Origin of the sequence: Paraburkholderia sp. GAS38, from assembly GCF_050434965.1 — a bacterium.
Taxonomy (GTDB): domain Bacteria; phylum Pseudomonadota; class Gammaproteobacteria; order Burkholderiales; family Burkholderiaceae; genus Paraburkholderia; species Paraburkholderia phenazinium_A.
In genome coordinates this window covers 184,710-197,666 of sequence record NZ_JBNDJO010000009.1, presented here as the reverse complement: position 1 = coordinate 197,666, position 12,957 = coordinate 184,710, and the positions used below count along the sequence as shown (strand labels likewise).

Annotated in this window: 13 protein-coding genes; 4 read left to right on the top strand and 9 right to left on the bottom strand. The window is 65.7% G+C overall.

Annotated elements, in window-relative coordinates; translation table 11 throughout:
- Nucleotides 1-263: 263 nt before the first annotated feature.
- A complete protein-coding gene (locus P3T42_RS21815; RefSeq protein ID WP_074301562.1) occupies nucleotides 264-1,664 on the top strand; it encodes a sensor domain-containing diguanylate cyclase in 1,401 nt (466 codons plus the stop codon).
- Nucleotides 1,665-1,725: 61 nt separating this feature from the next.
- Here P3T42_RS21815 and P3T42_RS21810 read toward each other — a convergent pair whose 3' ends face one another.
- On the bottom strand, nucleotides 1,726-3,159 hold the full coding sequence (locus tag P3T42_RS21810; protein WP_429307213.1) for a hypothetical protein: 1,434 nt from the start codon (nucleotides 3,157-3,159) through the stop codon (nucleotides 1,726-1,728).
- A gap of 238 nt (nucleotides 3,160-3,397) precedes the next feature.
- Between P3T42_RS21810 and P3T42_RS21805 the strand changes: the two genes are divergently transcribed.
- Entirely contained in the window at nucleotides 3,398-3,559 is a 162-nt protein-coding gene (locus tag P3T42_RS21805) for a DUF1328 family protein (RefSeq protein ID WP_074265082.1), read from the top strand.
- 90 nt (nucleotides 3,560-3,649) lie between these two features.
- On the opposite strand, the gene P3T42_RS21800 is transcribed toward P3T42_RS21805, so the two are convergent.
- From P3T42_RS21800 to P3T42_RS21790, 3 genes are all read right to left on the bottom strand, one after another.
- The gene (locus P3T42_RS21800; protein WP_253190159.1) at nucleotides 3,650-3,958 is read right to left on the bottom strand and encodes a hypothetical protein; all 309 of its coding nucleotides are present in this window, start codon (nucleotides 3,956-3,958) and stop codon (nucleotides 3,650-3,652) included.
- Between the two features lie 95 nt (nucleotides 3,959-4,053).
- Nucleotides 4,054-4,695 carry a GNAT family N-acetyltransferase gene (locus tag P3T42_RS21795; RefSeq protein ID WP_429307212.1) on the bottom strand — a complete coding sequence of 214 codons (642 nt, stop codon included), beginning with the start codon at nucleotides 4,693-4,695 and terminating at the stop codon, nucleotides 4,054-4,056.
- Between the two features lie 99 nt (nucleotides 4,696-4,794).
- Nucleotides 4,795-5,700: a LysR substrate-binding domain-containing protein gene (locus P3T42_RS21790; protein ID WP_429307211.1), complete on the bottom strand. Its 906-nt coding sequence runs from the start codon at nucleotides 5,698-5,700 to the stop codon at nucleotides 4,795-4,797.
- Between the two features lie 94 nt (nucleotides 5,701-5,794).
- Between P3T42_RS21790 and P3T42_RS21785 the strand changes: the two genes are divergently transcribed.
- Nucleotides 5,795-6,769, top strand: coding sequence for an EamA family transporter (locus P3T42_RS21785; protein WP_429307210.1), 975 nt, complete (start codon nucleotides 5,795-5,797; stop codon nucleotides 6,767-6,769).
- Here the strand turns inward: P3T42_RS21785 and P3T42_RS21780 are convergent.
- The 4 genes from P3T42_RS21780 to P3T42_RS21765 form a co-directional block, all read right to left on the bottom strand.
- On the bottom strand, nucleotides 6,732-8,117 hold the full coding sequence (locus P3T42_RS21780; RefSeq protein WP_429307209.1) for a dicarboxylate/amino acid:cation symporter: 1,386 nt from the start codon (nucleotides 8,115-8,117) through the stop codon (nucleotides 6,732-6,734). The two genes, P3T42_RS21785 and P3T42_RS21780, sit on opposite strands and share 38 nt — an antisense overlap.
- Before the next feature lie 140 nt (nucleotides 8,118-8,257).
- Nucleotides 8,258-8,878: a 3-isopropylmalate dehydratase small subunit gene (gene leuD, locus P3T42_RS21775; protein WP_429307208.1), complete on the bottom strand. Its 621-nt coding sequence runs from the start codon at nucleotides 8,876-8,878 to the stop codon at nucleotides 8,258-8,260.
- On the bottom strand, nucleotides 8,871-10,289 hold the full coding sequence (leuC, locus tag P3T42_RS21770) for a 3-isopropylmalate dehydratase large subunit (RefSeq protein ID WP_429307207.1): 1,419 nt from the start codon (nucleotides 10,287-10,289) through the stop codon (nucleotides 8,871-8,873). Before leuC ends, leuD begins: the two co-directional genes overlap by 8 nt.
- A gap of 44 nt (nucleotides 10,290-10,333) precedes the next feature.
- Nucleotides 10,334-11,212 (bottom strand): alpha/beta fold hydrolase, encoded by an 879-nt coding sequence (locus tag P3T42_RS21765; RefSeq protein WP_074297895.1) that lies wholly within the window; start codon nucleotides 11,210-11,212, stop codon nucleotides 10,334-10,336.
- A gap of 90 nt (nucleotides 11,213-11,302) precedes the next feature.
- On the opposite strand from P3T42_RS21765, the gene P3T42_RS21760 reads away from it, so the two are divergent.
- A complete protein-coding gene (locus tag P3T42_RS21760; RefSeq protein ID WP_429307206.1) occupies nucleotides 11,303-12,199 on the top strand; it encodes a LysR family transcriptional regulator in 897 nt (298 codons plus the stop codon).
- Nucleotides 12,200-12,251: 52 nt separating this feature from the next.
- Here P3T42_RS21760 and rfbC read toward each other — a convergent pair whose 3' ends face one another.
- Nucleotides 12,252-12,803, bottom strand: coding sequence for a dTDP-4-dehydrorhamnose 3,5-epimerase (gene rfbC / locus P3T42_RS21755; protein WP_074297891.1), 552 nt, complete (start codon nucleotides 12,801-12,803; stop codon nucleotides 12,252-12,254).
- Nucleotides 12,804-12,957 lie beyond the last annotated feature (154 nt).

The window sequence follows — 12,957 nt, the reverse complement described above, 5'->3', positions numbered from 1 at the left end:
GCTTCACTGCGCCGTCATTCGAAAATTGCCAATTGGCGCTATTGCACGGACCACTCCCCGTGCCGCGTCTTTTTAAGCGGAGAGGCCCCGGCGCCGCAGCGAATCCCCAACAATCCGCCGCAATATTCGCCGCGCCCGCCGGCCGGCAGCGCCCAAACCCCAAACCTGTCGCTAGAATGCGCGATGGACAAACGCGACCCTACACTTCGACGCCGCTTCAGCCGGCCTTCTCCGGCCATCTCACCATTCCAGTCAAGCCTCGCATGAAGAGCAGCATCATGAGTCTGGCGGTCACCCGCCAACATCGCGTAGCGGCGTACGCCGTGGCGGGCTTCATTCTGTGCGTGGTGCTGGCGACCCTGCCGGTAGCCGGCGTCGCCGAGCCGCATATCGCGGCCTTCCTGCCGCTGTTCGCAATGGCCGTGTTCACCACCGAGGGCCTCACCGCCTATCTGCTGTGGACGCAATTCATGATCACCCGTGGGCCCTTCCTCGCGGCACTGGCGGGTGCGTATGCGTACACCTCGGTCACCGTGGCGATCCAGTTGCTGGTGTTTCCCGGCGTGTTCTCGCCGACCGGCCTGCTCGGCACCGGCGCGCAAGGCGCCGTGTGGATCTGGGCGTTCTGGCATTGCGGCTCGCCGTTGCTGATCTTCGCCGCCCTGCTGGTGCGCCGCCGCTTTCCTGCGCCGCTGCCGCGTGCGCAGACGCGCCTCGCCGGCCTCGTGCTGGTGGGCGGCCCGGTTTGCCTGTCGGTGGCCCTTTGCTCGCTCGCCATTCGCGGGGAAGCGTGGCTGCCGAAGCTGATCGACGGGCACGCCTATCAGCGGCTGGCGCATAGTCCGTCGGGCATCGGCATCGCCATCGTCGGCGCCGCTACGCTGCTCTATCTGATTGTCACGACACGGCTGCGCAGCCTGCTCGAACTGTGGCTCGCCGTCGCGCTCTTCGCCGGACTCGGCGACGTGCTGGTGACGCTGGTGGCGAACGCCCGCTACAGCATGGGCTGGTATGTGGCGCGGCTCGAATCGGTGCTGGCTTCGAGCACGGTGCTGGGCGTGCTGATCTGGGAGATCAGTCATCTGTACCGCGAGCTGCACGCGGCCAATGCGCGCCTGAGCGAATATGTCTCGCGCGACGGCCTGACCGGTATCTTCAACCGGCGCTACTTCGAGGAGCGCTACCCCGCCGCGCTGGCCGAGGCCAACGCGGAGCGCCGCGCGCTGTCGATCCTGATGGTGGACATCGATCACTTCAAACGCTTTAACGACACGCTCGGCCATCTGCGCGGCGACGAGTGCCTCGTTGCGGTGGCCGGCGCCTTGCAGGCGAGTCTGCGGCGCAGCGCCGATTTTGTGGCGCGCTTCGGTGGCGAAGAGTTCGTCGTCGTGCTGCCGGACTGCGAGCGCGAGATGGCCGCTCGCCTCGCCGAGAACCTGCATGCGGCGGTCGCGCGCCTCGCCGTCGCGGCGCCCTTCACCGAGGCCGGCTGTGTGAGCGTCTCGATCGGGGTCGCCACCGCTCGCCCCGACGAGCCGATCCAGGCCGCCGAACTGCTCGCCCACGCCGACGCCGCGCTATATCGCGCCAAGGAAGCTGGGCGCAACCGCGTCGCGGCATGGCAAGGCGTGCCGCTCACGCTGCGCTCAGTGCACGCTCATTAGCGGCACGGCGGCAGGTCGAGATTGAAGGGACGGCGCACCTTGTGGCTCTTCGTCGTTTGCTTTACTCCGAGACCGTCACGCTCTTGATCTCGAAGCGACGCTCCCCATCGTTGCGCACTCCGGTCATGAGGGTAATACCGTAGTCGGGCAACCAGATGGACTTGATGGACGAACCGGCGCCGTGTTCTGCGACGTGCGTACAGGTCACGTCGACCGCGTCGCCCTTCAGGGTTGGAAAAATCGACGCGGCAGGCTGCGTCTTTCCCATCAGACAGCGCGTGCTCTGAACACCGTCGTCGGACGGTTGCGCAACCGGAAACTCGACCTGCTCACCCTCGGCGGGTACCCGGCTGCCGAGGGCGACTGTCGAGCTGTCCAGCACTTGCGCCACCGGCGCCCAATCCGTGCCGAACCCCACCCTCTGCTTGCGCAAGGCAACCAGACCGTAGTTCGTGGTGAAGTAGGCCGGCCCCTCGACTGTCTGGCCCGAATCGGCGAGCCGCTCGGCCACCTCGGCCACCACGCCGTTATCGTGCAGGTTGGCGTAGACATAGCGGCACGGATGCGGACTGCCCGGCTTCTTCGTATCGACCCAGTTGCCTTCAACGGTCAGACGCCTGAACGGCAGGGGCCGCGACCCGTCTGCGGGAAGGCGCTCATGCAAGGAGGCAGGCAACGCACGGTCGTCGAACATGTCCGCGAGGTACGGATAGGGGTCGTCGAGCACGCCACGCGTAATCGCTCCGTACGAGCGGCCATCCCCGTTCGCGCCGGGAAGGAGCGCCCAGGACGCACGGGTTCGCAACGGTTCGGGCAGATCGACGATCAAACCGGCGAAGAAAGCAACATCCTGCCCGTTGAGCGCGCCGCCTTTGCCATCGAGAGCGGCGATCTTATGGTTCGCCGATGCAGTCTCCGCGACCGTGTCGAAGCGGTTTTCCAGTTCAAGCAACTCGGCCGTGCTGTAGTGCTCGGCAGGATCCATCGTATCGTGCTGCTTCACCATCACATCGAGCAGGTTCTCGAACGCCGCCACGCCCCCGGGCGGCAGAGCATTGAGGAATTTGCCGAAGTCAGCCGCATCGAGCCTGGCGCCGCCGAACACCCCGGCAGGCATGTAGGGCGCGAGAACACTGAAATCCTTCAGTACCTGCAGACGTGCGGCCGGTGCAAGCGAGAGCGTCTTGAGATTGAATGCGTTGGCACCCGGGCCATTGCGCCGGGTCAAAAGCGCAGACCAGTCCGGATCGCTCATCAGGCCACCCGCCCACACCAGAAGTGACTTGCCGTTCGCGCCATCCGGATCGATGCCCATGCGGACCAGCAGCAGCCGGATGCGCCCGACAAACGCTGCTGAAGCGGCGCCAGGCGCCGGAGGCTGCGAATCGGACGCTGCCGCTGCGGGCTCGTCGGCATGCATGCCGACCGCGAAGGCCGTCGTTGCAGTCAGCGAAAGTGTGAATGTGAGTACTGCGACAGGTTTGCGAAAAAGCATAAGCCGATGTCCGGATGGGTACTTAACGGATATCGGCGCTCACGCCTGTTTCTTTAGCCGGTCCGGCGGCGGCGAACCGGTCTTCCAGCCGCGCCGCCGGCCTCGTTGGGCACAGGAGTTGCTCTTTCAGGAAACGGCGGCACGCACGCGCTGAACCTGCGTCGACGGAGACACAGGCGCATGCGGCTAACGAAGACCCGCCGTTTCACTCATTCCAGCAATCCTTCGAGGAGGGGCCATGCTTCGCTACGCTGCTATTTTCTTCATCATCGCCATCATCGCCGCGGTGTTCGGCTTCGGTGGCATCGCCGCCGGCGCGGCCGAGATCGCCAAGGTCCTGTTCTTTATCTTTATCGTGATCTTCCTCGTGACCTTGCTGATGGGCGTGGTCAGACGCTGAGCGCCGGCTCGGCTCGTTGCAATAGTTGCTGCCTGCTCTTGCAATAGTTGCGCTGCGGTTGCGCTCCGGCTCACGCTAGGCGAGCCCGCTTCAAGGTGTGACGGCTGCCGGATTCAGTTCGATATGCAGCACCACCAGCCAGCGCCGCGGACAATCGGCCGCGATCCGCGGACCCGGTTGTCCGTCGCGCGCGGCGGCGACAAAGCCCTTCTCTTTCGCAAAACCGAAAGCGCGGCGCGCATCGGCCTGCAGCCACATCGACACCAGACCGCAGGTCACGAAGCCGAACACGGAAATGATCTGCGGCGACAGGCCCGCATCGATCTGCCGCGCAAGCACGGTGAAGGCGGTGGTCAGGATCTGGCTCGCCGCAATCGCAATCAATACGACCTTGAGCATGCCTCGGAACATCATCCCTGGTCTTGGGCGCACCATCGGTTTCTTCAGTCCTTCTACACGTTTGTTTAAGGGGTCGCGCATGGATCGCCGGGCGCTTACGCTGCGCGGGCAATCTGCCGGCGCGGCAGTTCGAGCCGCTGCGACCATGTCGCGAGCGTCCGTGCGGCCACGGCGGGCTTGCTGAGAATCGCGCTGTCGTAGCGTTTGCCGTCAAAGCGCATGAAGTCGACGATGCGGAAGCCATGACCGCGATAGAACGCAATCAGATGGGCAGCGGGTTGCGGGGTGTCGAGGGCGAGTTCCGCGTAGCCGCGCGTGGCGGCCCAGTGGTCTGCGAACGCCAGCAGCAAGGTGCCGATGCCGCGTGCCTGCCAGGCCGGTTCGACGCCGAACTGGCGCATGCTGGCAATTTCGCCGCGGCGGTACAGTTCGCAGGGCGAGTCGCGATCAGGCGCATACAGCGTCATCGTGCCGACGATGCGGCCGTCGCACACCGCCACGTAGCAATCGCCGCGCGTGGCCCGCGAACGGGTGACGGCGGCGCTCTGGTTGACGCAGGTGCAGTTGAGCCCCATCGCCCCTAACCGCGCAAAGGCCCGGTGCAACATGGTTGTGAGCGCATCGAACGAATCGCGTGCCGGGTCGAAGCGCCGCAGTTCGATGCGGCCGGGACCGCGCCGGACATAATCGATCCGTTTGGGCTGCTGCGTGGCTGCGCGTTTGTTCACCTTGACCATCCAAGTTCATCAGGTTGATCGAAGTGTAGGTTTGGCCGGGGATCGCCCGCAAGAAAAAATCTCGTAAAAACTGCATGCGTGGCAGGCGAAGCGCGCTGCCTAAAGCCCTGCAAGACCGATATTCAATTCCTCGCAGAGGAAGGTTTGCAGGGTCTGCACGGCCGCGGCCTGGGTGCCGGGTAGCGCGGGCGACGTGGAGGGCGCGGATGCCGCCCGCGTGAACAGCCCGAAGTCGGCCACCGGCGCCTGCGGCAAGCCGTCGCTCTCACCCAGCACGCGCATGGCGTCGTGACGGATATTGCCGTCGAGCAGCACCGACACCCCGAGGCCCGCCTCGACCGCCGACTGCACCGCCGGCAGACTCGTGCTGGTGCAGACGATGCGCCACGTGAGCCCAGCGCGCCGCAGCGCCGTCAGCACCTGCTGCTGCCACAGACAGCCGGCGCCGAACGCGACGATCGACAAGGGTTCATCGGCCGCGCGGCTGAAACCGCGCGCGCCGACCCAGAAGAGCGGCTGGCTCCATGCGATCAACGGCGCCGCATCCACTAGCGCCGGATCGCCCACGACGACATCGAGACTGCCCTCGCCCAGGCGGGCCGACAACGCCTCGCTGTTATCGACGACGATCTCCAGCGCGACCTGCGGATACGCGCTCGAAAAGCGCCGCAACGCATGCGGCAGACGCCCGACCGCAATATCCTCGAGCATGCCGAGGCGCACCGTGCCGGACACCTGCTCCGCGCTCAGTGCACGCCGTGCGTCGGCTCCGGCGCCGAGGATCGTATGCGCATACGGCAGCAGCCGATGGCCCGCCTCGGTCAGACGCACGCCGCGCGGCGAGCGGTCCAGCAAACGCTGGCCGACTTCTTCCTCGAGCCGCCGCAACTGCATGCTGACGGCCGCCTGGGTGCGCGCCAGCCGCGTGGCCGCGGCACTGACCGCGCCGGTCTCAGCGACCGTCACAAAAGCGCGCAGCAGGCTGCTATCGAGATCTCGCATCATTATTAACGCTCGTGATACCGGCATAAGGAATATCAGCTTATCTTAACGTCGCGAGCATGGTTATGATGGGCGCACTTCTTTCGATGAGCTCGACATGCAGGACAACACTGCGCCTGGCCCCACACCTCGCTCCGCGGATCCGGTTACACCCATTGCCGCCGGCGGCGCGGCGGGACAGGGTTCCACGATCTCCCCTGCCTTGCCCGGGACCGTCCCCCTCACAGGATCGTCGTCGAAGCGCGCCGCCGGCGCGGCAGCGTTGCTCGCGCTGCTGTCGATGTCCAGCGTGCAGTTCGGCGCTGCGCTCTCGGCGCCCGCCATGACGGCCTATGGCTCGTTCAGCACCACCTGGCTGCGCCTGTGCTGGGCCGCCGTCGCGCTCGCCGCGATCGTGCGGCCGCCCCTGCGCAGCTACCCGCCGTCAAGGTGGCTGGCCGCCGGCACGCTCGGCGTCGCCATGGCCGGCATGACCCTGTGCTTCTTCGCCGCGATCCAGCGCATTCCGCTGGGTCTCGCGGTTGCGATCGATTTTCTCGGACCGCTCGCGGTCGCCACCTTCGGCGTGCGGCGCATCCGCGCGCTGGTATGGCCCGCGCTCGCCATCGCGGGTGTGCTGATGCTCGCGCACGATCGCGGCGGCTGGGTCGGCAATCCGCCCGGCGTGCTGCTCGCGCTCGGCGCGGCGCTCGGCTGGGGCAGCTACATCGTGTTGATGAAGAAGACCGGCGCCGTCTTCGCGGGCCTCGAAGGGCTTTCCGTGTCGCTGCTTGCCGCGGCCGTAGTGGCCACGCCGTTCGGTCTCGTCGAAAGTGGCGGACATGTCCCGCTCGCGCAGCTTGGCGCCACAGCGGGACTCGCCGTGCTGGTGCCCTTGCTGCCCTATGCGCTGGAGATGATCGCGCTGCGTCATATGCGCGCCTCTTCGTTCGGCATCCTGATGAGCATCGAGCCGGCCATCGGCGCGCTAGCCGGTTTTGTCGTGCTGCGTCAGCCGATGAGCGCGCTGCAACTGGCCGGCACGCTGCTGGTCGTCAGCGCAAGTTTGGGGGTGGTGCTGGCGGGGCCGTGAAGGCGGCGCCGCGGTTCGCGTTGAGGTTCGCGTTGGGGTTGGCTTCAAGCGCAGCGGCATCCGCGCTGTCGCCGCTGCCCGCTCGCAGGCGTCTGCTCCCCAACGCCAGGCGCAACCGCTCGCGATCGAGCTCGTGTTCCCACGCAGCGACCACGATCGCCGCCACGCCGTTGCCGATGATATTGGTCAACGCCCGGCATTCCGACATAAAGCGGTCGATGCCGAGAATCAGCACCATCGCCGTCACCGGCACGGTGGGCACCACGGAGAGGCTCGCCGCCAGCGTGATGAAGCCGGCCCCGGTGACGCCCGTCGAGCCCTTCGAGGTCAGCATCGTCACGGCCAGCAAGGTCGCTTCCTGGGTCATGCTCAAGTGCGTATTCGTTGCCTGGGCGAGAAACAGCACCGCCAGCGTCATGTAGAGATTGGTGCCGTCGAGATTGAACGAATAGCCGGTGGGCACGACGAGCCCGACAATCGCCCGCGGGCAGCCGAGCCGCTCGAGCTTTTCCATCAACTGCGGCAGCGCCGCTTCTGAAGTGGACGTGCCCAGCACGATCAGCAGTTCGTCCTTGATGAAGCCGAGAAAACGCCAGATGCTAAAGCCGCATAGACGCGTCACGACGCCAAGCACGCCGATCACGAAGACGAACGCCGTCAGATAGAACGCGCCGATCAGCTTCATCATCGGCAACAGCGAGGCGATGCCGTATCGGCCAATAGTGAACGCCATCGCGCCGAATGCGCCGAGCGGCGCCAGACGGGTGATCAGATGCACGATCCGGAAGAAAGTTTTCGACAGCGCTTCGATCAGCTCGGCCACCGGCTTGCCTGCCTCGCCCAGCAACGCCAACGCCGCGCCGAACAGCATGGCGATCAGCAGCACCGGCAGGATATCGCCCTGCACGAAGGCGCCGACGAAAGTCTCGGGAACGATATGCATCAGGAAACCTGCGACGCCCTCGCCATGCGCCGCCTGGCTCACGTAGCCCGACACCATGCTGCCGTCGAGCGTGGCCGGGTCGACGTTGAAACCTTTGCCGGGCGCGAGCACATGCGCCGCCAGCAGACCGATGAAGAGCGCGAGAGTCGACACCAGTTCGAAATACAGCAGAGCCTTGCCGCCCACCCGGCCGACCTTCTTCATGTCGCGCATGCTGGCAATGCCCGTAACCACGGTGCAGAAGATCACCGGCCCGATGATCATGCGAATCAGCTTGATGAAGATATCGCCGAGCGGCTTCAGCGCGATGGCGTCGGCGGGCGCCAGATGTCCGGCGAGAATGCCGGCGCCGATCGCAACGAGTACCTGCACATAAAGAATCTTGTAGAACGGCTTGCGTTTCATGTCTCCTCCGTTTTTTGGGCAAAGCTGCGCCCTTCCCGCTCAGGGGAATACCCAGGCGGTAGTGGGGCAATGCGGCGTTGAGGTACGACGAGGGGGCGTGACTTGCGCGGGCGCTGACGGCGCCGCGCAAGCCGCGGTGCTTACATCACGGCCGCCCACGGATGGCGGCTGAAATGCGTCCGCTCGAATGCTTCGATCTCCGGCAAGGACGCGAGCGTCAGGTCGATCGTATCCATGCCGTCCATCACCATGCGCTTGTGGCGCGCCCCGAGCGGAAACGAAAACGCACGGCCGGCCGCGGTGATCACCTTCTGCTGTTCGACGTCGATGCGCAGCCACGCGTCGGCGCGCTCCGGCGCTTCGCTCAACGACAGCAGTTCGTTGACCTCGCTGCGCTCGAGCTGCACCAGCAGCAAGCGGTTGTTCATCGCGTTGGAATAGAAGATCTCCGCAAAGCTTGGCGCGATCACTGCGGCGAAACCGTACTGCTGCAGCCCCCACACCGCATGCTCGCGGCTCGAGCCGCAGCCGAAATTCGCGCCGCCGATCAGCACGCTCGCGCCGCGGTAACGCGACTGGTTGAGCACGCAATCGTCGCGCGGCACGCCGTTGGCATCGAAACGCAGGTCGTACAGCAAGCCGTCGCTCAAACCGGCCTTGTCGATGATGCGCAGAAACTGCTTCGGCATGATCTGGTCGGTGTCGAGATTTTCGATCGGCAGCGGCGCGGCGCGGCCTTCGATCAGGGCGAGCTTAGTCATGGTGCGGTTCCAGAGTGCGGACATCGGTAATGCAGCCGGTCAGTGCGGCGGCGGCGGCCATCGCGGGACTCATCAGATGCGTGCGTCCGCCTCGACCCTGGCGGCCTTCGAAATTGCGATTGGTGGTCGAAGCGCAGCGCTCGCCGTCCGACAGCACGTCGTCGTTCATCGCAAGACACATCGAGCAGCCCGGTTCGCGCCATTCGAAGCCGGCCTCGGTCAGGATCGCTGCGAGTCCTTCGGCTTCGGCCTGACGGCGCACGCTGCCGGACCCGGGCACCACCATCGCCCGCACCTGCGGGGCGACGTGATGGCCACGCACGAGCCCCGCCACGATGCGCAGATCTTCGATGCGGCCATTGGTGCACGAGCCGATGAAGACCCGGTCGATCGGCGTCCCCGCGATGGCCTGATGCGCCGAGAGACCCATGTAGCCGAGCGCACGGCGCAGCGCCGCAGCCGCTTCGGGTGTTGCCTGGCCGGCCTCGTCGGGCACCTGGGCGTCGACCGCCATCGCCTGATCGGGGCTTGTGCCCCAGGTGACGAACGGGGCGACCTCATGCGCGTCAAAGCGGAATTCGGCGTCGAACACGGCGCCTTCGTCGGAGATCAACTCGCGCCAGTCAACCAGCGCGTTGCGCCAGGCCGTCTCGTCAAGGGATAGCGCATGCCGGCGCACGTACTCGAACGTCGTGGCGTCCGGCGCGATCAACGCGGCGCGCGCGCCCGCTTCGACGGTCATGTTGCACAGGGTCATGCGCGCTTCGGCCGACAGCGCGCCGATGGCCGAGCCGGCGAACTCGACCGCATAGCCGCGCGCGCCTTGCGCACCGATGCGGCTGATGATCCACAGAATCAGGTCTTTCGAGGCTGTGCCATAAGGCAAGACCCCGTCGACCACGATGCGCATCGTGCGCGCCAGGCGGTAGACCAGCGTCTGCGTCGCCAGCACGTGCTCCACTTCCGAGGTGCCGATACCAAAGCCCAATGCGCCCAATGCGCCATAGGTGGTGGTGTGGCTATCGCCGCACAGCACCACCATGCCGGGGCGAATCAGGCCGAGTTCGGGCGCGACGATATGCTCGATGCCCTGCAACGGATCGTTGGCCGCCAGCAGCCGGATCCCTTCCCGTTCGCAGTTGCGCGCCAGGTTATTGGCCTGCAGCAGCGACGCGACATCGCGAATCACCCGCGGCGTCTCCGCGTGGGTCGGGATGATATGGCTCACCACCGCGAGTTGCTGGCGTGGCCGGCGCACTGCACGGCGCTTCGCTTCGAGCGCGGCAAAGGCCTGCGGGCTGGTGTACTCGTTCATCAGATGCAGGTCGGCGTACAGCAGCACGTTCTGTTCGTCGATGGACGTTACGGTATGCGAATCAACCAGTTTCTGGTAAAGCGTTCGGTTCGACATGATGGAATGCGTGGATTGGGCTTCTCGAACGGTTGGCGCTGCGATCAGGCGCGCAGAAACGGCAAGGCTTGCGCGAGCAGTAACTCGGGCGCCTCCTCCGCGATATAGTGACCGCACGGCAAGGCCCCGCCCTGCACCTGCGGCGCCCACGGGCGCCACTCGGCGAGCGCGTCGAAGCACTTCTCGATCACGCCCTCGGCACCCCACAAGGCAAGAAACTCGCAGGCGATCTTGCGACCCGCGGCGAGATCCTCGCGATCGTGTTCGAGGTCGATCGTCACGCTCGCACGGTAGTCCTCGCAGATGCCGTGCGCCGTCGCCGGGTCGCTCAGGCAGCGCAGGTACTCCGCGTAGGCCTCCGGCGTGAACGGCTTGAGCCCGGCACTGCGCGCCCCGATGGTCTGCTTCAGATACAGATCCGGGTCGGCGCGAATCAATGTCTCCGGAAACGGCGCGGGCCGCACCAGAAAGAACCAGTGCCAGTAGGCACGCGCAAACTCGAACGAGGTGTTCTCGTACATGGCCAGCGTCGGCGCCACGTCGAGCGTGACGAGCCGCGTCACCACAGCCGGATGATCGAGCGCCATGCGTGCGGCGACGCGGCCGCCGCGATCGTGCGCCAGCACCGCGAACTGCGTGAAGCCGAGCGAATGCATCAACTCCACCTGATCGAGCGCCATGCGCCGCTTCGAATAGTTGCTGTGGTCCGCACTGCCCGCCGGCTTGCCGCTGTCGCCATAGCCGCGCAGGTCCGCCGCGATCACCGTGAAGTGTTGCGCCAGCACCGGCGCCACCTTGTGCCAGATCGCGGAGGTCTGCGGATGGCCGTGCAACAGCAGCAGCGCGGGTCCGGCGCCGCCGCGGAGCGCATGAATCTTCACGCCGTCGATGACCGTGCTCACATCGCTGAAATCCTCAAACATCGCAATCTCCCGTGATTTCAGGTAGTTTAATTGCTGCTTGGTGCGATAGGGTGTCGACCAAAGCAATCTATCCTTAACTGTGAGGCAACAATGGACAGCCTTTCCGATCTCGGCTTTTTTGCGCTGGTGGCGCGCCAGCAGAGCCTCACGGCGGCCGCGCGCGAACTCGGCGTGACCACGCCGTCGGTGAGCAAACGGCTTGCTCAGGTCGAGCGGCGTCTCGGTGTGCGGCTCCTGAACCGCACTACCCGGCGCGTGAGCCTGACGAGCGAGGGCGAACTGTATCTGGGCAACGGCTCGCGCATTCTCTCGGAGCTGGCCGAGCTCGAGCAGCTCGTCACCAAGAGCCGCGCGGAGCCGACCGGCCTGTTGCGCGTGAACGCCTCGTTCGGTTTCGGACGCGCGCAGATCTCGCCGGCAATCTCGGCGTTCATCGAACGCTATCCGGGGATGGAGATTCAGCTACATCTGACGGACCGGCCGGTGAGCCTGCAGGACCAGGGCTTCGACCTGGGGATCCGCTTCGGCGAGGTGCCGGATGCGCGCATCAACGCGCGGCTGTTGCTGAAAAACCGGCGCCTCGTGTGCGCCTCGCCGGCGTATCTGAAGCGGCGCACCGTGCCGCTCGCGCCGCACGACCTGACCCAGCACGACTGCATCGTGCTGCGGGAGAACGAATCGGCCTACGGCGCGTGGCATTTCTCGCGCGGCAAGAAGGACGAGACGGTGAAGGTGAGCGGTCCGTTGAGCAGCAACGACGGCAGCACGGTGCTGAACTGGGCGCTCGACGGCCGCGGCATCGTGGTGCGTTCGCAGTGGGAGATCGGCGAGTATCTGAAGCGCGGCAAGCTGGTGCCGCTGCTCGAAGACTGGGCGCTGCCGAACGCCGACATCTACGCGGTGTATCTGGAGCGACACCGGCTGTCGGCGAAGCTGCGCACCTTTATCGAATTCGTCGGTGAGCGGCTGCGGGCCACGGGGTTATGAAAACGCACGCTCTTCAAGCGGAGCCTTCAGGCGGAGTCTCCAAGCGGCGTCTCTAAGCGTAATACTCCGCCTCATACAACCGCTTACCCGCTTCGTCCTTCGCGGCGAGGATCGGCGCAAACTCGATGGGCCAGTCGACACCGATATCCGGGTCGCTCCACAACAGACTGCGTTCGTGTTCGGGAAACCAGTAGTCCGTCGCCTTGCACAGGCACTCGGCCATATCCGACATCACCACGAAGCCGTGCGCGAAGCCGGGCGGCACCCACATCTGCCGGCGGTTGGCCGAGCTCAGATGCACGCCGATCCACTTGCCGAAGTTATGCGAGCTGAGGCGGATGTCCACGGCGACATCGAACACGTCCCCCGCCACCACCCGCACGAGTTTGCCCTGCGGATGCTGGATCTGATAGTGCAGCCCGCGTAGCACGCCGCGCCGCGAGCGGGAATGATCGTCCTGCACGAACTCGACGTCCGCCGCGACGCGGCTCGCGAACTCGTCGGCGTTGAAGGTTTCGAACGCGCTGCCCAGTTCGTCGTAACAGACGTCCGACTCGACGATCACGACCTCCGGCAATGCCGTCCGTATCACCTTGATACCCATACCGCTCGATCCATGAAGAGGTGCTACCGTGTCGTAACCCAGGCTCGCGCCCCGATGGGCCAGCCGTTCGCAGCCACGCCTCGCGGCATGCACTGCGACCGTCCTGCCCGCATGAAGACAGCGTGCGCTCATGTCGCCGCGCGAGCGATGGCAC